We start from the raw sequence: 22,337 nt of genomic DNA on the forward strand, positions 1-22,337 counted from the left end.
ACCTCCCGCCGTACTGACTAACGCGCCTCGTGCCCCGCGTCGTCCAGGCCCTGCGCCCAGAGGTACGTCAGCTCGTGCATCCGGTACTGCTGGCCGACGTTGAGCAGATGGCGTTCGGCGAGGTCGTCGATGATGCGCGACACGTCCACCGCCACATAGCCGCCCTGCGCGCTCGTCCCGCTCTGCCCCAGGCGCCGTACGACCGACTGGTGCGCGGTGTCGAGCCGGGCGTAACCGCGTTGCAGCCGCTGGCGCAGGTTCAGGTTGCCCGAGTGCAGCTCCGCCACCCGGTGGTGCGCCGGGCGCAGCCGCCGTGCCAGGTCGGCCACCCGCCACCGCGGGTTGGACACCAGCCGGGCCGCGGCGATGCGCAGCGCCAGCGGGAGCCCCCCGCAGTTGCGGACGATCTCGGCCGTGGCCTCGGGCTCCGCCCGCAGCCGCCCGGCGCCCACCACCGCGCCGAGCAGATCGCGCGACTGGTGGTCGGTGAGCGGTTCGAGGCCGATCACTCGGGCGCCCACCGGCGCCACACTGGGCGCCTGCGAGGTGATGATCAGCGCGCTTGAGTCGCCGGTCGGCAGGAACGGCAGCACCTGTTCCGGCGTCTCGACGTCGTCGAGCACGATCAGCATCCGCCGGGTCGTCAGCAGGCTGCGGTAGAGCTGGACCCGCAGGTCGAGCCCGGTCGGCAGCACCTGCTGCGGTATCCCCATCGCGACGAGGAAACCGCCCAGGACGTCGTCGATCCTGCGCGGCTGGTCGGCCGCGGTGTGCAGCTCCGCGAAGAGGTGCCCGTCGGGGAACGCCTGCGCGCCCGCGTGCGCGGCCCGTACCGCCAGGGCCGTCTTGCCGATCCCCGGCATACCGGTGATCACCACCGGGTCCGGCGACCTGAGCCGCAGCCAGGAGCCGACCGACGCCGACTCGGCCTCGTGGCCGACGAAGTGGGCGACGTCCCTGGGCAGCATCGCCGGAACGACGCCCGCCCAGGCGCCGGGTCTTCGCAGGGCGAGCGCCCCGGTCAGCAGCCGCTGGTAGGTCTCCGTCAGCTCGGGGCCCGGGTCGACCCCCAGCTCCTCGGCCAGCAGCCGCTTGCCCTCGTGGTAGGCCGCCACCGCGTCCGCCTGCCGGTCGCAGCGGTACAGGGCCGTGATGAGCTGGGCGCGCAGCCGCTCCCGCAGCGGGTCCTCGGCCACGAGGCCGGTCAGCTCGGCGGTGAGCTGCCGGTGCCTGCCGAGGGCCAGGTCGGCCTCGATGCGCCCTTCGAGCGCGGTCATCCTGGCCTCGGTCAGCCGGGGCCCCTCGATCGCGATCAGCCGGGCCGTGGCGTCGTCGAGCGCCGGGCCGCGCCACAGCGCGAGGGCGCGCCGCAGGACGGACGAGGCGTCCGCGTGGTGTCCCTCGGCCAGCGCCGCGGCCCCCGCCTGCGCCAGCCGCTTGAACTGCACATGGTCGCAGGAGGACTCCTCGACCTTCATCTGGTACCCGGTGGCGAGCCGGGTGATGACCGCCGCGTCGCCGAACAGCTTGCGCAGCCGCGACACATAGGTGTAGATCTGCGCGCTCGCCGTCGCCGGCGGGCGCTCGTCCCAGAGCCGGTCGGCGAGCTGCTCGTCCGACACCGCCCGGCCGTCCGCAAGTAACAGGGTGGCGAGCACGGTGCGCTGCTTCGCGCCGTGCAGGACCAGGCCGTCCTCGCCATCGCTGACGCGAACGGGCCCGAGGACCCTGAACTCCATGTCCCTCTCCTCTTCTGCCAGGACCCGACCCGGCCGCGCGACGGCGGGCTTGTGGCACGCGCGTCCCACGGCGGGGGGTCATGGCGGTGTGGGTGGGAGCAGGCCGGAGCCGTCAAGGACCGGCCCGGCGCGCCGCGCGGCACCGCCGGGCCCAAACGCCCCGAGGGACGCCGGGCGGGGCGGAGCCGCCGAGGACGTGGATGGCCGATCGGGCCGTGGTCCCCGTGGGCGGCGAACCGGTGTACTGCTCCCTCAGCGCCCCCGCGACGCTGATCGGGCTGTGGTCTGTGGGCGGCCGGGCGCGCCGCGGCACGGCCGGGTCGCCGCTCCAACGGCGGCCTCGGCTCCGTGGGGCGGCCCGGCGCGCGTGCGCGGACGGACGGGACGGGCGGCTACGGGCCCCGGCACCCCCCGTGCCCGACACCGCGTCCGTCCGCCGGATCAGCGCGTCGGCCGGTGCCCGCGGCGCGCGGCGTGGCGCCGCGGGCGGCCCGGGGCGCGGTCGCGGACACCGCGGCGGCGTGCGTCCGGCGGCGGGTCCCGGTGGGACGCCCGCGTCACCCGGCGGGCGCGGCGCGGTGTTCCCGGCATGGGACCGGCGGGCGCCCGGCGGCTCCCGGCGCGCCTGCACCGCCGCGCGGTCTACCGGCCGCGGCCGCGTCGCCACCGGGCCGTGGGGCGCCGCGCGGAGCGCGCGCCGGGCCGCGGCCGTGGGCGGGAGCGGGACCGTGGTGCCCGTTCGGCCCGATACCGGTGTGCTGGCCTCGCGTAGGGCGTTTCGTCTGAGTGCGACCGGTGTGAACACACTGCGGACGCGCCGCCCACGATGTCTATGTCCAAGACAGACCCCCGTGTGACAGGTGGGACTCGATCGGCGAGCACAGACTAGCTCGATTCGGGCGCCCGCAGATCAGCACTCAGCGCACGAAAGTCGACCGAACGCGCATGTACGCTGCCCACCGGCCCCCCGAAGAGGGCCGCGGCCCCCCATATATGACGGGCACTCAGTTGGCCGGAAACGGGCCCGCCGGGTGCCCGAACCGTGAGGCAGGGGCCCGCTTATCGCTCCGGTATAGGCGCCCCCGGTCTGCTGGCTGTCATGAGGGACGCTTCTACGGCTGAAGGCCGGCCGGACCACCACGTCGTGCTGTCCGGCCCGGAACGAGACGAGCTGTCCGCGCACGCGCGGGAGCTGACCCGGACTCCGCCCGCACTGGTGGACGACGGCAAGTGGCTGGCCGCGGCGGAGGGTCTTGCGGCGGCGGTGCCGCTCAGGGTGCGCCGGGCCGTCCGCCGCTTCCAGCACGACCCGGGCGAGGACGGCGTACTCCTGCTGTCGAACCTGTGGCTCGACCCCGGCGCGCTGCCGCCGACCCCGGCCAGGCCCGGCGCGGTCGAGCGCGAGGCGACACTGCCCGCCGCCACCCAGGTGCTGATCGCGATGTGCCTCGGCGAACTGGTCGCGTACCAGAACGAGAAGGGCGGCGCGCTCGTCCAGAACGTGGTGCCGGTGCGCGGACAGGAGGAGTCGCAGAGCAACGCGGGCTCCGAACTGCTCGCCATGCACACGGAGAACGCGTTCCACCCGCACCGCCCCGACTACGTCATGCTGATGTGCCTGCGCAACGACCACGAGAACCGGGCCGCGCTCCAGACCGGGCCGCTGCGCCGCGCCCTGCCGCACCTGCCCGCCGCCGTCCGCGACGCGCTGCGCAGGCCGCGGTTCGTCACCGAGGCCCCGCCGTCCTTCTCCGCCTCGGGCGCGAAGGACCTGCACCACGCGGTGCTGAACGGATCGCCCGACAACCCCGACATCATCGTCGACTTCCACGCGACCCGCGCCCTCGACGCCGAAGGCCGCCGCGCCCTCGACGCGCTCCGGGAACAACTCGTCGCGGCCGAGCGGAAGTTCGTACTGGCCACCGGGGACCTCGCGGTGCTCGACAACCGGGTCACCCTGCACGGCCGCAGCGAGTTCGTGCCGCGCTACGACGGGCGGGACCGCTGGCTGCACCGCACCTTCGTCCACCTCGACGCACGCCGCTCGCTCGGCGCCCGCGTCGGGGACAGCCAGGTCATCGAGTGATCCGCCGGTGCGCGGACCCGGCGCCCCCGGGCGGCCGGGACCCAGGAGGCGACACGAGGGGATGGACGGCGGCATGGTGAACAAGCCGTTGCGGGGCGTGCTCGCCACGATCGGGAACACGCCCCTGGTCGAACTGGCCTCGCTGCTGCCGGGCTTCGGCGGGCGGGTCTTCGGCAAACTGGAGTTCTTCAACCCCGGGGGCAGCGTCAAGGACCGCTCCGCCGCCTCCATGATCCTCTCGGCGATCGGGTCGGGCGAACTGGTGCCGGGGCGCTCGGTGGTGGTCGAGTCCAGCTCGGGGAACCTCGCCATCGGGCTCGCGCAGATCTGCCAGTACTACGGGCTCCGCCTGATCTGCGTGGTGGACGCCAAGACCACCGAGCAGAACCTCGCGATCCTGCGCGCGTACCAGGTCGGCCTCTCCATGGTGGCCGAACCCGACCAGGAGACCGGGGAGTTCCTCTCGGTGCGCAAGCAGCGGGTGCGCGAGATCGTGGCCGAGACACCGCACGCGTACACGACCGACCAGTACGCCAACCCGCTCAACCCGGCCGCCCACGAGCACACCATGGCCGAGATCGCGCTCGCCCTCGACGGCCGCGTCGACTACGTGTTCTCCGCGACCAGCACCACCGGCACCCTCAACGGCTGCGCCTCCTACGTCCGTTCCCGGGGGATGTCGACCACGATGGTGGCGGTGGACGCGGTCGGCAGCGTCCTCTACGGGCGCGAGCCCGCGCCCCGGCTCATCCCCGGGCACGGCGCCTCCGTAGCGCCCGCGCTGCTCGACCGCACGGTGCCCGACCGGGTGGTGCACGTCAGCGACCTCGACTGCGTCGTCGGCTGCCGCAGGCTCGTCCAGCGCGAGGCGGTGCTCGCGGGCGGCTCGTCGGGCGCCACCGTGTCGGCGCTCACCCGGCTGCGCGGCGAGATACCCGACGGCGCGAACTGCGTGCTGATCTTCCCGGACCGCGGCGACCGCTACCTGGACACCATCTACTCCGACGGCTGGGTGACCACCCACTTCGGCGAGGTCACCCACCTGTGGAAAGACGACGACGTCGAGGTATAGGCCGTGCATAGTGCGTCCTTCGAGTCTTGGGCCATGACGGGCAGACTGTTGGTCGTCGACCCCGCAGCGGTCGACAAGATCCTTGACACCTCGCCGGCGCGGGTCGTCGACGCCGTGCGTACCGCCTACCGGCTCCACGACGAGGCGCAGACCGTGGTGCCCCACTCCACCTTCCTGCGCTTCCCCGACGACACGGTGAACCGCATCATCGGCCTGCCGGCGTACGTCGGCGGGCAGGTGCGCGCCGCCGGGATGAAGTGGATCGCCTCGTTCCCCGGCAACATCGCGGCGGGACTGCCGCGCGCCAGCGCCTCCATCGTGCTCAACTCCATGGAGACGGGGCGCCCCACGGCCCTCCTCGACGGCGCGCGCGTCTCCGCCCACCGCACCGCGGCGAGCGCCGCGCTCGCGGCCCGGGTGCTCACCGCGGGCGAGCCGGACGGTATCGCGCTCGCCGGCTGCGGCGTCATCAACCTGGAGGTGCTGCGCTATGTGCGGCACCTGCTGCCCTCGGTGCGCGACGTCACCCTGTACGACTCCGACCCGCAGCGCGCCGCGGCCTTCGCCGCGCGGGTGCCGGACGGCGTCACCGCCCGGGTGGCGCGCGGCCTCGACGAGGCGCTCGCCGCACACCGCCTGGTGTCCTTCGCCACCAACGCGGGCACCCCGCACACCGGGCTGGACGCCTGCGGCCCCGGCACCGTCGTGCTCCACGTGTCGCTGCGCGACCTGCACCCGGAGGCGCTGCTCGCGGCGCGCAACGTCGTCGACGACCCCGACCACGTCGACCGCGAGAACACCTCGGTCCACCTCGCCTCCCGGCGGGTGGGCCACCGCGACTTCCTGCACGCCACCATCGGCGGGCTGCTGAACGGCCGCACCGCACTCGGCCCGGCCGAACAGCCCACGGTGTTCTCGCCGTTCGGGCTCGGGGCGCTCGACATCGCGGTGGCGGAGATGGTGCGCGAGGAGGCCGAGCGCACCGGTCTTGGACAGTCCGTGCCCTGGTGAGACCCGGGCGGAACCGAGCGAATCGCGTGAACGAGGGGGCAGGATGTCAGCGGAGCAGGTGCTCTACAGCGTCGTCGTCAACGACGAGGAGCAGTACTCGATCTGGTGGGACGGCAGGGAGCTGCCCGCCGGATGGCGCAACGAGGGGACGCGCGGCAGCCGGGAGGAGTGCCTGGCCCATATCGACCAGGTCTGGACCGACATGCGGCCGCTGAGCCTGCGCCGCCGGATGGAGCGTGGCTGACCGTGCCAGGCAAGGACACCGGCGCCTTCCTGCCGGACCTGGTGGCCGCGCAGGCGGCCCGCACCCCCGGGGCCCTGGCCGTCGTCGGCCCCGGCGGCCGCGGCGCCCTCACCTACCGTGAGCTGCTGGCGCGCGCCGCCCGCGTCACCGCGTACCTGTGCGCGCGGGGCGTGGGACCCGGCGCGCGGGTCGCGGTGCGGCTGCCCCGCGACCTCGACCTGGTCCCCGCGCTGCTCGGCGTCTGGGGGGCCGGGGCCGCCTATGTCCCCGTCGAGCCCGACGCCCCCGCGGAGCGCGCGGCGTGGATCGTCGAGGACAGCCGCGCCGCCCTCACCCTCGGCCCGGCCACCATGCCGCGGGAGGGGCACGCGCAGGCGCCGCCCGTCACGCCCGACGGGGCGCTCCCCGCCTACGTGATGTACACCTCGGGCTCGACCGGCACCCCCAAGGGCGTCGAGATCCCGCACGCGGGCATCGCGAACCGGGTCCTGTGGGCCGTGGAGCGGCACGGACTCGGCGCCGACGACCGGGTGTTGCAGAAGACCGCCGTCGGCTTCGACGCCGCGGGCTGGGAGATCTGGGCCCCGCTGGTCAGTGGCGGCAGCGTGGTGCTCGCCCCGGCGGGCGCCGAGCGCGACCCCGCGGCGATGCTGCGCGCGGTGGCCGCGCACCGGGTGACGGTGCTCCAGGCGGTGCCCTCCGTGCTGCGGATGCTCGCCGAGGAGGACTGGACGGGCTGCGAGGCGCTGCGGCTGCTCTTCAGCGCGGGCGAGCCGCTGCACGCGGAACTCTGCCACCGGCTGCTCGCCAGGGCGGACGTCGAGGTGTGGAACACCTACGGGCCCACCGAGTGCTCCATCGACATCACCGCGCACCGCTTCGACCCCGCGCAGCGCACGGGGCCCGTCCCCATCGGCAGGCCGCTGCCCGGCATGCGGGTCCTGGTGCTCGACCCGGACGGGCGCCCGGTGCCCATCGGGGTGCCGGGCGAGCTGTACGCGGGCGGCGTCGGGCTCGCCCTCGGCTACCGCGGCCGCCCCGCGCCGACCGCCGAGCGGTTCCTGCCCGACCCGTTCGGCGCGCCGGGGGAGCGGCTGTACCGCACCGGCGACCGGGTGCGCTGGCGCTCCGACCGCACGCTCGAGTACCTCGGCAGACTGGACGGCCAGTTGAAGCTGAACGGGGTGCGCATGGAGCCCGGCGAGGTGGAGGCCGCGCTCGCCGCCCACCCCGCGGTGCGCGCCGCCGCCGTCGCCCTCGTCGACGGCCGCCTCGTCGGCTACGTCGTCGGGCAGGTGCCGCCCCGGGAGTTCCTTGCCGCGAGGCTGCCGGCCGCCGCGCTGCCCAGCGCCTATGTGACGCTGGCCGAGCTGCCGCTGACCACCAGCGGCAAGGTCGACCGGCGGGCGCTGCCACGCCCCGACCTGAGCCGCCCGGCGTTCGTGCCGCCGCGCACGATCGCCGAGGAGGAGGTCGCCGCCGCCTGGAGCGAACTGCTCGGCGTCGGCGAGGTCGGCGCGCACGACGAGTTCTTCCACCTCGGCGGCTCCTCGCTGCTGCTGACGAAGCTCGCCAGCAGGCTCGGCGACGTACCGCTGCCCGCGCTCTTCACCGCCACGACGGTGGAGGCGCAGGCGCGGCTGCTCGCCGACGCGCCAGAGGCGCCCCTCGTGACCCCCGCGGGCCGGGGCGGGCCGCTGCCGCTCTCGGTGGCCCAGTACCAGTTCTGGCTGATGGACCGGATGAACCCGGGCGGCCATGAGTGGAACGCGCCGCTGTTCCTGCGGCTGCCGGAGAAGCTGACCGCGGCCGACGTCGACGAGGTGCTGACCGCGCTCGCCGCCCGGCACGAGATCCTGCGCACCCGCTACGAGGCCGGGACCGGCGAGCCGCACCAGGTCGTCGACCCGCCCGCGCCGGTCGCCGCCACCGTCGTGGACGGACCCGTCGACCTCACGGACGCCCTCGGGCGCGGCTTCGACCTGGCCGCGGGCCCGGTGTGGCGGGCCGTGCTCTTCCGGGAGCCGGGCGAGGACCACCTCCTCGTCCTCGTCGTCCACCACATCGCCTGCGACGGCTGGTCGGCCGCCGTGCTGGCCCGCGACATCCGCGCCCTGAGCGCGGGCGAGAAGCTGCCGCCGCTCACCACCCAGTACGCCGACTACGCCGTCTGGCACCGCGAGCACGGCATCGACGAAAGTCAACTCGACTACTGGCGCGAGCGGTTGGCGGACCTCCCGACGATCGAGCTGCCCCTCGACCGGCCCCGCGCCGCGCGCCGCGACTACGCCGGGGGCACCGTCACCTTCACGGTGCCCGCCGGCCTCACCGCGCGCCTCGACGCCATCGGCCGCCGCGCCCGGGCCACGCCCCACACCGTGCTGCTCACCGCCTTCGCCGCGCTGCTCGGGCGCTACGGCGCCGGATGGGACGTGCCGGTCGGCACCTCGGTGACCGGCCGCACCCGCCCCGAGTTCCAGGACGTCGCGGGCGTGTTCCTCAACACCCTGGTGATGCGCTGCGTCCTCGACCCCGACAGCGGCTTCGCCGCCGCCGTCGCCCGCACCCGCGAGGTGACCCAGGGTGCCTTCGCCCACCAGTCGCTGCCCTTCGACCGGCTCGTGGACGAGTTGCAGCCGGACCGCGACCCCTCGCGCACCCCGCTCTACCAGGTGATGTTCAACTTCCACGAGGACGGCCTGACCGGCGTCGCGAGCGACGTCGCCGACGTCGAGGCCGTCGCGGGTGCCTGGCACGTCGCGCGCACCGACCTCACCCTGGTGCTCCAGCGGGACGACGCCGGTGACCTCGTGGGCTTCCTCGAATACGCCACCGCGCTCTTCGACCGCGCCTCCGTCGAGCGGATGAGCCGCCATCTCAAGTGCCTGCTGTACGCGGTCGCCGCCGACCCCGACACCCCCCTCGCCGACCTCGACCCGCGCACCGAAGAGGAGCGGGCACACCAGTCGCGGCGGCCCGTGCACGCCTCCGTGGACACCGTGCCCGCCGCGATCGCCCGGTGGGCGGGCCGCGACCCTGAGCGGGTCGCCGTGCGCTGCGCGGGCGAGCGCCTGACCTACGGCGAACTCGACCGGCGCGCCACGCTGTTGGCGCACCGGCTGCGCGCCCTCGGGGTCGGGGCCGAGTCCGTGGTCGGCGTCTCGCTGCCGCGCGGCGCCGCGTTCCCCGTCGCGGTGCTCGGGGTATGGCGGGCCGGGGCCGCCTATGTGCCGCTCGACCCCTCCGACGCCCCGGAGCGCCGCGCGCACATGCTGCGCACCACCGGCGCCGACGTCGTCATCGACACCGCCTTCCTCACGGACACCACCGCGGTGCAGGGCCACGCGCGGGCCGCCGCGCTGCCCGGGACCGAACGGGACGCCGCCGCCTACGTGATGTTCACGTCCGGGTCCACCGGGCGGCCCAAGGGCGTGGCGGTCGAGCACCGCTCGCTCGCCACCATGCTGGCCGCCGCGCGCGACAACCTCGGCTTCGACGAGGACTCGGCATGGCTCGCGATGGCCGCGTTCACCTTCGACATCTCCTGCGTCGAGCTGTTCCTGCCGCTCAGCAGCGGCGGCGTGGCCGTCGTCGCCGACGCGGAACAGGTACTCGACCACCCGGCGCAGTTGCGGCTGATGGACGAGCACCGGGTCACCCACCTCCAGGTCTCGCCGCCGCACTGGCAGATGCTGCTCGACGCCGGGTTCGGCAGCAGGGACGTGGTCGCGCTCACCGGCGGCGAGGCCACCACTCCCGGACACCTGGGCACGGTCGCCTCCCGGGTCAGGGAGTTCTACAACGAGTACGGGCTGACCGAGACCACCGTCGCCGCGCTGCGGTGGCGGGTGCCGGAGCGGGTCGGGGCCGTCGCCGTCGGCACCCCCTACCCGCACGTGACCGTGCACCTGCTCGACGAGCGGATGCGGCCCGTGCCGCCCGGCGCCGTCGGCGAGCTGTACGTCGGCGGCGCCGGGGTCGCCCGCGGCTATGTGTCCCAGCCGGGCCTCACCGCCTCCCGCTTCCTGCCCGACCCGTTCGCGGGCGGCGGCGCCCGGCTCTACCGCACCGGCGACCTCTGCCGCGAACTGCCGGGCGGCGAGCTGGTGTTCGCCGGGCGCGCGGACCGCCAGGTCAAGGTGCGCGGGCGCCGCGTCGAACTCGGCGAGATCGAGGCGGTGCTCACCGAGTACCCCGGGGTGCGCGCCGCGGTGGTCGCGCTGCGCGACGACCAACTCGTCGCGTACTGCGTGGGCGACGTGCCGCCGCTCGCCGAACTCGTCGCGCACGCGGGCCGCTTCCTGCCCGAGTACATGCTGCCCGGCACGGTCGTCCCGATCGAACGCGTACCGCTCAACCGCAACTCCAAGATCGACCACGAGGCGCTGTCCCGCCTCGCGCAGCCCCAAGAGGAGAAGCCCGACATGTCCGGCGCACCGAGAAACAAGTTGGAATACCGCATCGCGGGCCTGTGGGCGGACGTCCTCGACCGCTTCGTGGGCATCGAGGACGACTTCTTCCAGGCGGGCGGCACCTCCATGCTCGCCACCCGGCTGGTCTCCGACGTCAACAGGGAGTTCGAGGTGAAGGTGTCCATGCGGGCCTTCTTCGACCGGCCGACCATCGCCGGGCTCGCCGCCCTGGTCGAGGACGCGGTACGCGCCTCGGTCGACCGGGAACTCGGGGGCGACGAGGGCGCCGTCGCATGACCGGCTCTGCCCTGCGGGAGCGGCTGATCAGGGAGCGCCTTGCGGGCGGGCGCGGCGGCGGGACCGGCATCGGCCGCGCCGACCGCGCCGGTGAGCTGCCGCTGTCCTGGGGGCAGCGGCAGTTCTGGGCGCTGCACACCGCCGCGCCGGACAGCACGGAGTACCTGGTGCCGCTGCTGCTCCGCCTCCAAGGCCCCCTCGACACCGAGGCGATGGCCCGCGCCTGGGCGGCCCTCGCCGCCCGCCACGAGGTGCTGCGCACCACCTACGCCTGGGAGGGGCCCGAGCCCCGCCAGCACATCCACCCGCCGGGCACACGGGCGGGCGCGGTGGACTTCGCGGTGTACGACGAGAGCGGTGCGGGCGGGGACGACACGGCGGGGACGGACGGCGCGGCGGGCCCGGAGGGCGCCGCGGGGGACCAGGACGCCCGGGACGCCCGGGTCCGCGCCGTCTTCGCGCGTGAGATGGCGGTCCCCCTCGACCTCGGGCGGCACGCGCCGCTGCGGGTGCGGCTCGTCAGGCTCGCGCCCGACGACCACGTACTGCTCGCCGTCTTCCACCACATCGCCTGCGACGCGATGACGTACGGCATCGTCACCCGGGAGGTCTGCGAGCTGTACGCGGCGGAACACGAGGGCAGGGCGCCGCGGCTGGCGCCGGTCGCCGTGCAGTACGCCGACTACGCGGCCTGGGAGCGCGGGCGCCGCTTCGACCTCGGCTACTGGCGCGAACAGCTCGCCGACGCCCCGCCGCTCGAACTGCCCACCGACCGGCCGCGCCCCGCCGAGTGGGACGGCCGGGGCGCCACGGTCCCGGTGCGGGTCCCCGACGAGGTCGCGGCCCGGGTGCGCGAACTGGCCGCGCGCCACGGCGCCACCGGCTACGTCGTCCTGCTCACCGCCTTCCAGGCACTTTTGGCCCGCTACACCGGCACCACGGACGTGGCGGTCGGCACCGCCGTCTCCGCCCGCCAGCGCCCCGAACTCCAGGACCTGGTCGGCTACGCCTTCAACACCCTCGTGCTGCGGGCGCGTTGGGAGGGCGGCAGCTTCGGGGACCTGCTCGCGGCCAACCGCAACACCGTCCTCGACGCCTTCGACCACGCCGACGCGCCCTTCCTCGCGGTCGCCGACGCGGTACGCGGCGGCGAGCACCGGCAGCTCTTCCACGTCATGCTCGACCTGCGCACCGACACGGGCCCCGGGCTCGCGCTGCCCGGCCTCACCGCCACCGCGCTGCCCGCGGGCGAGGGCGTCGCCCGCTTCGATCTCACCCTGCACCTGCACGACCGCGACGGCTCCCTCGGCGGCGACCTCGAATACGCCACCGCGCTGTTCGACGCGTCCACGGCCCGCCGGATCGCCGGCCACTTCGCGCGCTTCCTCGACCGCGCCACCGCGCGCCCCGACGCCCCGCTCGCCCTCCTCGACTTCCTGCCCGCACAGGAGCGCGGCCTGCTGCTCCCCGAGCCCCGGCCCGCCCCCGCCTTCCGCCCGTTCCGGCTCGGCGGCGGCCCGGATGCGGTCGCCGTCACCGGCAGCGGCCCCGAGGTCACGTACGCGGAACTCGACGCGCGCGCCAACCAGTACGCCCACCACCTGCTCGGCGCGGGCGCGCGCACCGGCTCCGTCGTGGGGGTGCGGATGGGCCGCACCCCCGACACCGTGGCCTGCCTGCTGGGCGTGTGGCGCGCGGGCGCCGCCTACCTCCCGATCGACCTCGGCTACCCGGACGACCGCGTCGCCTACATGGTGGAGGACTCCGGCGCCCGGCTCGTCGTGGACGCGGACACCGACGTCTCGGGGTGCCCCACCACCCCCGTCGACCACACCCCCGACCCGCTCGACCTGGCGTACACCATCTACACCTCGGGCTCGACGGGCAGGCCCAAGGGCGTCGCCGTCACCCATGGGGGCCTCGCCAACTACCTCGCCTGGGCGGTCGGGCGCTACATGTCCGCGGGCCCCGGCGGGGCGCCGCTGCTCTCCTCCATCGCCTTCGACCTGGGCGTGCCCAACCTGTTCGCGCCGCTGCTGACCGGCCGCCCGGTCCACCTGGTGCAGGACAACTTCGACCCGGCGCGGCTCGGCGAACTGCTCGCGGCGGGCGCCCCGTACGCCTTCGTGAAGCTGACGCCCGGCCATCTCGACCTGCTGTCACGCCAGTTGAGCCCCGAGCAGGCGCGCGGGCTCGCCGGGCTCGTGATCGCCGCGGGGGACGAGTTCCCGCGGCGGCTGGTGCGGCGCTGGGCGCGGCTCGGCGGGCCGCCGCTGGCCGCCGAGTACGGGCCCACCGAGATCACCGTCGGCAACTCGGCCCAGTTCGACGTCGCGGGCCAGGACACGGAGCTGGTGCCGATCGGCTCCCCGATCCCCGGCACCACCATGTACGTACTCGACGAGCACCTCCAGCCCACGCCGGTCGGCGCCGTGGGCGAGGTCCACATCGGCGGGGTGGGCCTCGCCCGCGGCTACACCGGGCGCCCGGGGCAGACCGCCGAGCGGTTCCTGCCCGACCCGTACGGCCGCCCCGGCGCGCGGCTCTACCGCACGGGCGACCTCGCCAGGGTGCTGCCGGACGGCTCCGTGGACTTCGCGGGACGCGTCGACCACCAGGTCAAACTGCGCGGCTACCGCATCGAACTCGACGAGATCGAGGCCGTGTTGACCGCGGAGCCCGGGGTCAGGGACGCGGTGGTCGTGCTCCGCGACGAGCGCCTGGTCGGCTATGTCGTCGGCGACGCGGACCCCGGGGCGCTGCGCGAGCGCGCCGCCGCCGCGCTGCCGCCCTACATGGTGCCCGCCGCGCTCGTCACCCTGGACGCGCTGCCCCTGACCGCCAACGGGAAGACCGACCGCCGCGCGCTGCCCGCGCCCGGGCGCGAGGAGCTGACCGGGAGCGGCTACCGGGCGCCGAGCGGCCCCGCACAGGAGGCCGTCGCGGCGGTGTGGGCCCGGGTGCTGAAGGTCGAGCGGCCCGGCGCCGACGACAGCTTCTTCGACCTCGGCGGCGACTCCATCAGCGCGGTGGGCCTCGCCGGTGAACTGCGCGCCGCGGGCCTCGACATCAGCGTTGCCGACGTCTTCGCCGCCCGCACCATCGCCGGTCTCGCCGAACTCGTGGCGGCCGCGGACGAGGACACGGCGCCGCTGCCGACGGGCGTGCAGCCGTTCGCCCTCGTCGGCGCCGCCGACCGCGCCGCGCTGCCGCCGGGACTCGTCGACGCCTTCCCGCTCTCGCTGACCCAACGCGGCATGCTGCTGGAGATGTTCACCGGCGGCGACGTCAACCGCTACCACAACATCACCGCGTTCCGGATCACGGACGGCGCCCCGTTCGACCCCGCCGCCCTCCAGGCCGCCGTCGACCTCGTCGTCCGGCGCCACGAGGTGATGCGCACCGGCTACGACCTCACGTCGTACTCCGTGCCGCTGCAACTGGTGTGGCCGCACGCCGCCCTGCCGGTCGGCCACACCGACCTCAGACACCTGGAGCCGGGCGCCCGGACGGACGCGCTCATGGCGCACTGCGCCGCCGAGCGCGCCGTGCTCTTCGACATCGCCCGCCCGCCGCTCATGCGCATGCACGTCCACCTGTGCGACGACGAGAGCTGGTGGCTGTCGATCACCGAGTGCCACCCGGTCCTCGAAGGCTGGAGCTACCACTCCCAGCTCATGGAGATGCTCACCGCCTACCAGCGGCTGCGCGGCGGCGAGGAGCCGGAGCCGCGGGAGCCCGCGCCGTTCCGCTACGCCGACTTCGTCGCCACCGAGCTGCGTGCCCTCGACGACCCGGCCGACCAGGAGTACTGGCGCGGCGTCCTCACCGACCACACCGCGTTCACCGTCCCGCCCGCGCTCGCCGACCCGGCCGGGGGCACCCGCCGCTACCAGCTCGCGATCCCCTTCGACGACCTGGAGGAGCGGCTGCGCGCCCTGGCGACGCGCGCGGGCGCGCCGTTCAAGAGCGTGCTGCACGCCGCGCACCTGCACGTCCTCGGCATGCTGACACCCGACGAGTCCTTCCACAGCGGCGTCGTCTGCGACGGCAGACCGGAACTGCCCGGCTTCGAACGGGTCTCCGGCATGTTCCTCAACTCCGTGCCGTTCCCGCACCGCAGGGGCGCGAGGAGCTGGCGCGAGCTGGTCGAGCGCACCTTCGGCACCGAGATACGGATGTGGCCGCACCGGCACTTCCCGATGCCCGCCATGCCCGCGCTCGTCGACGGCGGCCGCCCGGTCGACGTGCTCTTCCACTACCTCGACTTCCACCAGGTCGACCGCGCCCTCGTCGACGTCGAGGCGTGCATCGACGACAGCCCCAACGAGTTCCGGCTCGTCGTCGGCACCCCGATGCGCGGCAGGCTGAGCATCGCCGGCACCCCCGAGGTGCTGGGCGAGGACCGGGCCGCCCGGCTCGCGGGCCTGTACCGCGCCGTCCTGGAGGCGATGGCGACCGACCCCGAGGGCGACCCGCGCGCCCTCGCGCTGCCGGGCTCGCCCCGGCTCACCGGCCCCGGGCGCCACGCGGACGACCTCGGCGACCTGCTCGCCGCCGGTGCGCCGGGCGACGCCGCCGTGATCGCCGACGGCCGCACCCACACCTTCGCCGACCTGGCCCGCCGCGCCGACCGCGTCGCCCACCGGCTGCACACCCTGGGCGCCGGGCCCGACACCACCGTGGGCGTACTGCTCGACCGGGGCGTCGACCTGGTGGCCGCGCTGCTCGGGGTGCTGCGGGCGGGCGCCGCCTACGTACCGCTCGACCCCGCACACCCCACCGCCGCGCTCCGGGACCAACTCGTCGGCACCGCACTGGTGGTGACCTGCGCCGGGCACGCCGCCCGGATCGGGGACCGGGAGGCGGTGCTCGTCGAGGAACTGCCCGACGCGCCCCCGGTCGCGCACACCGCCGACCCCGAATCGCTCGCGTACGTCCTGCACACCTCGGGCTCCACCGGCCGCCCGCACGCCGTCGGCGTCACCAGGAGGGCGCTCGCCAACTACCTCGCGTACGCCGCGGGCAGCTACGCCGCGGGCGGCACGTCCCGGGTCGGCGCGCCGGTGTTCTCCTCGGTCGCCTTCGACATCACCGTGCCCAACCTGTTCGCACCGCTGCTCGCCGGGCTCCCGGTGTGCCTGCTCCCGCAGGACCTCGACCCGGCCGACCTCGGCACCCGGTTGCGCGAGCACGCCCCGTACCGCTTCATGATGCTGACGGCCAGTCATTTCAGCCTGTTGCTGAGCCAGTTGGGCGCCGAGGAGACGGCGGGGCTGGCGGCGGTGACGGTGTCGGCGGGGGAGCCGCTCGGCGCGGACGCCGCCCGGCTGCTGCCGGGTCTTCGCGTCGAGTACGGGCCGACCGAGACCACCGTCGGGGTCGCGGGGGAGCCGGTGGACGGGCGCCTCACGGCGCCGCTCGGCACCCCGCTGCCCGGCACCGTGCTCCAACTCCTCGACGCGGGGCTGCTGCCGGTGCCCGTCGGCGCCGTCGGCGAGCTGTGCGTCGGCGGCACCGGGCTCGCGCGCGGCTACCTCGGCGCGCCCGGCCGCACCGCGGCCCGCTTCGTGCCCGACCCGTACGGCCCGCCGGGCGCCAGGCTCTACAGGACAGGGGACCTGGCGAGGATGACCGAGGAGGGGCGGCTTGAGTTCGTCGGGCGCGCCGACGACCAGGCCAAGGTCCGCGGCCACCGCGTCGACCCGGCGAGGACCGAGGCGGCCCTGCTGGCCGACCCCCGGGTGGAGCGGGCCGCCGTCACCGTGCGCGACGGGCGGCTCGTCGGCTACCTCGTCACCGCGGCGGAACCCGCCGCCGTCCGCGACACCCTGGCGCGCGTCCTGCCGGACCACCAGGTGCCCACCGTCCTCGTCGCCGTGCCGGAGCTGCCGCTGACCGGCAACGGCAAGCTGGACCGGCGGGCCCTGCCCGCGCCCCCGGCGGGCGGCGCCGCCACGGGCAGGCCGCCGCGCAGCGCCATGGAGCGCGCGCTCGCCGAGGTGTGGGGCACGGTCCTCGGCACCGAGGTGACCGACGTCGGCACCACCCTGCACGACGCGGGCGCCGACTCGCTCGCGCTGCTGACGGTCCTCGCCACCGCCGCGCGGCGCGGCCTCGACGTGCCGCGCGACCTGCTGCGCGCGGGCGCCACCCTCGAAGAGACCGCAGCCCACACCCGGGGGAAGCCGTGACAGACCACCGAACAGCACCCACCGCCACCGCCGCCACCGGGCCCGCCACCACCACCGGCACGGCCACCGCCGCAGGCCCCGGGGACACCGTCGACCTGCGCACCGTCGACCTCGACACCCTCGACCTCGCCGACTCCGCGACCTTCCACGGCACCGGCCTCGCCACCCTCTGGCGCAGGCTGCGCGACGAGCGCCCTGTCCGGCTGCAACCGGCGTCGGGCGAGCGCCCCGCCTTCTGGGCCGTCACCCGCTACGCCGACGCGCTCGCCGTCTACCGCGATCACGAGCGGTTCACCACCGAGCAGGGCAACATGCTCGCCACCCTCCTCAACGGCGGGGACACGGCGTCCCGGAAGATGCTCGCGGTCACCGACGGCGCCAAGCACCGCGAGATGCGCCAGCTCATGATCAAGGCGTTCTCGCCGCGGGTGCTCGGCAAGGTCACCGAGCGCATCGCGACCCGTATCCACCGGCTGATCGGACAGGCCAGGGAGCGCGGCGAGATCGACTACGCGCGCGACGTGGCGGACTCCATCCCCATCCACACCATCTGCGACCTGCTCGACATCCCCGAGGCCGACCGCGCGGAGCTGCTCGATCTGAGCAAGGCGGTCCTCAGCTCCGACACCGCGAGCCCCGACCAGACGGAGATGGTGACGGCGCGCAACGAGATGCTGCTCTACTTCACCGGACTCGCCGCGGAGCGCCGCGCCCGGCCGGGCGACGACGTCGTCAGCACCCTGGCGACCAGCTTCCTCGGGCACGAGGAGGTCGTCTACAACTGCTACAGCCTCATCATCGGCGGCGACGAGTCGAGCAGGCTCAGCTCCACCGGCGCCATCCACGCCTTCGCCACCCACCCCCAGCAGTGGCGCGCCCTGAAGGAGGGTCTTGTCACCGCGGACAGCGCGGTCGAGGAGATACTGCGCTGGACGTCACCCGCGATGCACTTCGGCCGCCGCGCCCTCGCCGACGTGGTGGTCGGCGCCACCCTGATCCCGGCGGGCTCCGCCGTCACCGTCTGGAACGCCGCCGCCAACCACGACGAGCGCGCCTTCCACGAACCGGAACGCTTCGACCTCGCGCGCACCCCCAACAAGCACCTCACCTTCGGCTACGGCACCCACTTCTGCCTGGGGTCGTTCCTGGGGCGGGCGCAGTTGAAGGCGATGGTGGAGTCGGTGCGGGAGACGGTCGACACCATCGAGCCGCGCGGCGAGCCGCAGCAGGTGCACTCCAACTTCATGTACGGCTACTGCCGGCTGCCCGTCGCCTTCGGCTGACCGCGGCGCCGGTGCGCGGGGCGTGCGGGGGTACGCCCCGCGCACCGGCTTCCCGCGGCTCAGACCCCGGGGGAGAGCAGCGCGGAGTCCGGCCACTCGGCGAAGCCGCGCAGCCCGAACAACAGGGGCCTGACGTCCCCGCGTTCGACGACCCCGGTGACCTCGCCGAAGACGACGGTGTGGTCGCCGACCGCGGTCTGCCGCAGCACCCGGCAGTCCGCCGTGGTGTGCGCGGCGTCGCTGAGGTGCGGGCCGCGCGCGCCGGGCGCCAGGTCCCAGCGGACCTGCTCGTAGCGGTCGGGTCTGCCCGACGCGAACAGCTCCGCGGTGTCACGGGCGTCGGCGCGCAGCAGGTTGACCGCGAAGCCGCCGTGCGCGGCCACGGCGTCGAGGGTGGGGCTGGCGCTGCGCAGGCTCACCAGCAGGCAGGGCGGATCGAGCGTCACACTGGCGATCGCGGTGCAGGTCATCCCGGCGGGCCTCGTGTCCCGGCCGATCGCGGTCACGATGCCCACACCTGTCGGGAACGTCGCCATGACGCTGCGTAGGTCGACCATCTTCCAGGTCCTCCCGGTGGACGGCGGGGGCCGGGCGGCCCCCGCCTGGTTGCTTGGCCGTCCGCGTCACCGGCCGTGCAGCCGGGTCAGGAACTCGTGGTTGCTCGGCAGGCTCTCGACCAGGTTCCGCTGGTCCCGCTTGATCTCCTCGAAGAGCGGTTCCGCGGCCTCCACCGCGGAGCGCCTGTGCCGCAGCGAGGGCAGCACCCGGTCGGGCAGCAGCCCGAGGCCGGCGAAGATGCAGTAGTAGCTGCCGTTGGTCCAGAAGTTGCGGAACTCGGCCTCGAAGTTGCCGTAGTAGCCGTCCTCGCCGGTGATCGGCGGGTTCACCGGAAGGCCCGCCTTGTACGTGGCGACCTTCTCCTTGATGTTGTCCGCGAGCCGCAGCTCCTTGTTGGCCTGCCAGAACGGGGTGTCCACCCGGGGCGAGAAGAAGAAGTGCGCCTGGAGGAAGTCGCGGGTGTCGTCGAACATGGTCTCGATCTCGGTGTTGAACCGGTCGACGAGCACCTGGTCGCAGTCCCTGGTCGGGAAGAACTTCGCGAGCTGGTGGAGGGCCGCGGTGATGAAGTAGATGCCGGTCGACTCCAGCGGCTCCACGAAGCAGGAAGACAGGCCGATGCTGACGCAGTTGCGCACCCAGGCGCGGCGGTTGCGGCCGACCCGGAAGCGCACGTGGTTGAACTCGGTGGCCTCGGGGTCGAGGCCCCACAGCGCGCAGAACTCCTCGGTGGCCTGGTCCTGGGTGGCGAAGCGGCTTGAGTAGACGTAGCCGGTGCCGTGCCGCCCGAGCATCGGGATCTTCCAGGTCCAGCCGGAGTTCATCGCGATCGACGAGGTGTACGGCTCGACGCCGTTCTTCTCGTCGTCGTTGGGGATCTGGGTGGCGACCGCGCGGTCGTTGATCAGGTGGTCGCTCATGTCGAGGAACGGCTCGCGCATGGCGCCGTTGATGAGCAGCGAGCGGAAGCCGGAGCAGTCCACGAACAGGTCGCCGTTGAGTACCCGGCCCGACTTGGTGTGCAGGGCGGTGATGAAGCCGCGCGAGTCCTGGTCCACCGTCGTCAGCACGTCCTCGACGTGCACCACGCCCTGCTTCTCGGTGGCGAAGCGGCGCAGGAAATCGGCGACGAGCTGGGCGTCGAAGTGCCAGGCGTAGCGGGTGGCGCGACGGCCGTCGAGGAAGCGCGGGGCCCGCTTGGCGTCCATGATGGCCGGTTCGCGCATGCACGCGTAGTCGTACGGCTCGTCGGTGCGCCCCGCCTGGAAGTCGCGGAACCAGTAGTGCGACAGCGGCACACCGCCGGACTCGGGCAGCAGCCCGAAGGGGTGGTAGAACTGGTCGGTCCTGTTGCCGAGCGGCTTCGGCGCGGTGCTCGGGGCGCCGGACGAGCGCCAGTTGACGAACTTCACCGCGGTCTTGAACGCAGCGTTGCACTCCGGCATCCAGTCCTCCTCGGCGAGGCCGAGGAAGTCGAAGAAGACCTTCTGCAAGTTGGGCACCGTGGCCTCGCCCACCCCGATGCGCGGGATCGACGGGGCTTCGAGCACGGTGACGGTGACGTTCTCCTCAAGCGCCTTGCTCAGGTACGCGGCCGCCATCCAGCCCGCCGTACCGCCACCGAGGATCACGACGTTGCGAATCTGATCGTCCACGGATGACCGACCCTTCCGAACTCAGAGGTCAACGGGCCGCCAAGACTGCGCCGCCGCGCTATATCCGCCCTATGCCCAGCCGGTATGGCCCGGGTATAGAAGGCTGCCCGACACTGCCCGGCGAGGTGTGGACGTCGAGCGAGCCGACCTGGGAGGCGTACGTGGCCGAGCGGACCGCGGGACTGGACGAGCCGCTGCGCGCGGAGATCAAGGACATCATCTGCGGGCTGCTGCGCGCGGACCCGGACACCGTCACGCTGACGAGCCGGTTCGTGGAGGACCACGGCGCCGACTCCTTGCAGTTCGTGGACATGCTCGCCTCCGTCGAGCGGGTCTGCGGGGTGCTGGTCCCGCCGGAGGAGATGGGCGCGATGACCACGCTCGGCGGGGTGTACGGGGTGCTGGAGCGGGTGCGGTAGCAGGTGAGCGCCCCCGCCTCCAAGCCGCTGTCCGTCATCCAGCAGTCGATGTGGCTCGACTACCGCCTGGCTCCCGCCAGTTCGGCGTACAACCTGGTGCTCGCGCTGCGCATCCGCTCCCGCCACGATGCCGCCGCCCTCGCCCGTGCCGTCGAACGCGTGGGCGCGCGGCACGAGTTGCTGCGCACCAGGTTCGTCGAGATCGACGGCGAGCCGCGCCGGGTGCCGAGCGCGGCGCCGCTCGCGGGGCTCGACGTCGTCGAGACGGCGCCCGGGGAGCTGCGCGCCGCCGTGCGCCGGTATCTGGAGGCGCCCTTCGACCTGTCCGAGGGCGCGTTCCGGGTCGGGCTCGTGGTGGCGGCGCCGGACGACGCGGTGCTCGTGCCGGTCGTCCACCACATCGCGGGCGACTTCGTGTCGCACTGGCTGATCGTGCGCGACCTCCTCGACGCCTGCGGCGGCGCGGGCCTGCCGCTGCCCGAGGCGGACTACGACCTGTACGTGGCCGAGGAGGCCAGGATCGTCGCGTCGTCCGTCGGGGAACGCTCCCGCGCCTACTGGTCCGGGCGGATCGGCGAGGCGCCCGCGGCGGAACTGCCGCTCGACGCCCCCAGGCCCGCGCTGCCCCGGCACGTGGGTGCCACCCACAAGGTGCGGCTCGACGCGGACATCGCCGAGCGGCTGCCCGGGGCGGCCCGGGCGCTCGGCGCCACCCCGTTCGGCTGTCTGCTCGGCGCGTTCAACGCCCTGCTGCGGCAGTACACGGGGCTCGACGACTTCCTCGTCGGCTGCCCCGCCACCAGTCGGCTCGGCACCCAACTGCGGGAGGTCGTCGGCTCGTTCGTCAACCCGATGCCGATCAGGGCGCGTTTCGGGCGCGACACCACCTTCCGTGACGCGATCGCCGCGGCGAGCGGGCAGTTGCGTACCGGGATGCTCCATGTCCGTTACCCCTGCGGCCTGTTGGCCGCCGGTGCCCCGCTGTTCAGGATCGCGGTGCTGCTGGTCGCGATGGACCGGCGCGAGCCCGCCGTCCCCAACCCGGCGGCGGGCGAGGAGTGCGGGCCCGAGGTGGAGTACGCCGGGATGCGGGTGGCGCTGATGGACGTGCCCTCCCAGGAGGGCCAACTCGACCTGGTGGTCCGCTTCGAGCAGAGCGGCGCGGGCATCGACATGGTCTGCGCGTACGACACGGACCTCTTCGAGGCGGCCACGGTCGAGCGGTTCGCCGCCCACTTCCAGCGCTTCGCGCGCGCCGCGGTGACGGAGCCGGACTCCCCGGTGGCGGCGCACTCCCTGTTCGGCGGCGGCGAGCTGGGGGAACTCTTCGGGCTCGGCGGAGTATGGAGCGAATAGATGCGCCGTCG

At 74.3% G+C, this 22,337-nt stretch carries 12 protein-coding genes; 9 read left to right on the forward strand and 3 right to left on the reverse strand.

Annotated features, from left to right (window positions below):
• Positions 1-17: 17 nt before the first annotated feature.
• Positions 18-1,739, reverse strand: a complete 1,722-nt coding sequence (locus ACIBIW_RS12790; protein ID WP_399335090.1) for a BTAD domain-containing putative transcriptional regulator — start codon at positions 1,737-1,739, stop codon at positions 18-20.
• A gap of 1,099 nt (positions 1,740-2,838) precedes the next feature.
• Between ACIBIW_RS12790 and ACIBIW_RS12795 the strand changes: the two genes are divergently transcribed.
• The 7 genes from ACIBIW_RS12795 to ACIBIW_RS12825 all read left to right on the forward strand — a co-directional run bounded on the left by ACIBIW_RS12795 (position 2,839) and on the right by ACIBIW_RS12825 (position 18,338).
• On the forward strand, positions 2,839-3,825 hold the full coding sequence (locus ACIBIW_RS12795; RefSeq protein ID WP_399335092.1) for a TauD/TfdA family dioxygenase: 987 nt from the start codon (positions 2,839-2,841) through the stop codon (positions 3,823-3,825).
• Positions 3,826-3,898: 73 nt separating this feature from the next.
• Complete coding sequence (gene sbnA / locus ACIBIW_RS12800; RefSeq protein ID WP_399335094.1) at positions 3,899-4,897, forward strand: 2,3-diaminopropionate biosynthesis protein SbnA; 999 nt, start codon at positions 3,899-3,901, stop codon at positions 4,895-4,897.
• Between the two features lie 33 nt (positions 4,898-4,930).
• Complete coding sequence (gene sbnB, locus ACIBIW_RS12805; RefSeq protein ID WP_399335096.1) at positions 4,931-5,908, forward strand: 2,3-diaminopropionate biosynthesis protein SbnB; 978 nt, start codon at positions 4,931-4,933, stop codon at positions 5,906-5,908.
• Between the two features lie 43 nt (positions 5,909-5,951).
• Positions 5,952-6,152, forward strand: a complete 201-nt coding sequence (locus tag ACIBIW_RS12810) for an MbtH family protein (protein ID WP_399335098.1) — start codon at positions 5,952-5,954, stop codon at positions 6,150-6,152.
• A gap of 2 nt (positions 6,153-6,154) precedes the next feature.
• On the forward strand, positions 6,155-10,861 hold the full coding sequence (locus tag ACIBIW_RS12815) for an amino acid adenylation domain-containing protein (RefSeq protein WP_399335100.1): 4,707 nt from the start codon (positions 6,155-6,157) through the stop codon (positions 10,859-10,861).
• Positions 10,858-17,055 (forward strand): amino acid adenylation domain-containing protein, encoded by a 6,198-nt coding sequence (locus tag ACIBIW_RS12820; protein WP_399335102.1) that lies wholly within the window; start codon positions 10,858-10,860, stop codon positions 17,053-17,055. The genes ACIBIW_RS12815 and ACIBIW_RS12820 overlap by 4 nt, the downstream gene beginning before the upstream one ends.
• Positions 17,052-18,338 (forward strand): cytochrome P450, encoded by a 1,287-nt coding sequence (locus ACIBIW_RS12825; RefSeq protein WP_399335104.1) that lies wholly within the window; start codon positions 17,052-17,054, stop codon positions 18,336-18,338. The genes ACIBIW_RS12820 and ACIBIW_RS12825 overlap by 4 nt, the downstream gene beginning before the upstream one ends.
• Before the next feature lie 59 nt (positions 18,339-18,397).
• On the opposite strand, the gene ACIBIW_RS12830 is transcribed toward ACIBIW_RS12825, so the two are convergent.
• Together ACIBIW_RS12830 and ACIBIW_RS12835 are read right to left on the reverse strand one after the other, a co-directional pair.
• Positions 18,398-18,895, reverse strand: a complete 498-nt coding sequence (locus ACIBIW_RS12830) for a flavin reductase family protein (protein ID WP_399335106.1) — start codon at positions 18,893-18,895, stop codon at positions 18,398-18,400.
• 66 nt (positions 18,896-18,961) lie between these two features.
• Positions 18,962-20,551 carry a tryptophan halogenase family protein gene (locus ACIBIW_RS12835; protein WP_399335108.1) on the reverse strand — a complete coding sequence of 530 codons (1,590 nt, stop codon included), beginning with the start codon at positions 20,549-20,551 and terminating at the stop codon, positions 18,962-18,964.
• Between the two features lie 71 nt (positions 20,552-20,622).
• Here ACIBIW_RS12835 and ACIBIW_RS12840 point away from each other — a divergent pair, with 71 nt between their 5' ends.
• Together ACIBIW_RS12840 and ACIBIW_RS12845 are read left to right on the forward strand one after the other, a co-directional pair.
• On the forward strand, positions 20,623-20,970 hold the full coding sequence (locus tag ACIBIW_RS12840; RefSeq protein ID WP_399335110.1) for an acyl carrier protein: 348 nt from the start codon (positions 20,623-20,625) through the stop codon (positions 20,968-20,970).
• Positions 20,971-20,973: 3 nt separating this feature from the next.
• On the forward strand, positions 20,974-22,326 hold the full coding sequence (locus tag ACIBIW_RS12845) for a condensation domain-containing protein (protein ID WP_399335112.1): 1,353 nt from the start codon (positions 20,974-20,976) through the stop codon (positions 22,324-22,326).
• Positions 22,327-22,337 lie beyond the last annotated feature (11 nt).

It is taken from the genome of Streptomyces sp. NPDC050560, assembly GCF_044457285.1.
Classification (GTDB): Bacteria; Actinomycetota; Actinomycetes; order Streptomycetales; family Streptomycetaceae; genus Streptomyces.

Excerpts from the sequence above, each read along its gene's own strand:
- ACIBIW_RS12790 (WP_399335090.1), bottom strand. The coding sequence starts at position 1,739 with ATGGAGTTCAGGGTCCTCGGGCCCGTTCGCGTCAGCGATGGCGAGGAC.
- ACIBIW_RS12795 (WP_399335092.1), top strand. The coding sequence starts at position 2,839 with ATGAGGGACGCTTCTACGGCTGAAGGCCGGCCGGACCACCACGTCGTG.
- sbnA (WP_399335094.1), top strand. The coding sequence starts at position 3,899 with ATGGTGAACAAGCCGTTGCGGGGCGTGCTCGCCACGATCGGGAACACG.
- sbnB (WP_399335096.1), top strand. The coding sequence starts at position 4,931 with ATGACGGGCAGACTGTTGGTCGTCGACCCCGCAGCGGTCGACAAGATC.
- ACIBIW_RS12810 (WP_399335098.1), top strand. The coding sequence starts at position 5,952 with ATGTCAGCGGAGCAGGTGCTCTACAGCGTCGTCGTCAACGACGAGGAG.
- ACIBIW_RS12820 (WP_399335102.1), top strand. The coding sequence starts at position 10,858 with ATGACCGGCTCTGCCCTGCGGGAGCGGCTGATCAGGGAGCGCCTTGCG.
- ACIBIW_RS12830 (WP_399335106.1), bottom strand. The coding sequence starts at position 18,895 with ATGGTCGACCTACGCAGCGTCATGGCGACGTTCCCGACAGGTGTGGGC.
- ACIBIW_RS12840 (WP_399335110.1), top strand. The coding sequence starts at position 20,623 with ATGCCCAGCCGGTATGGCCCGGGTATAGAAGGCTGCCCGACACTGCCC.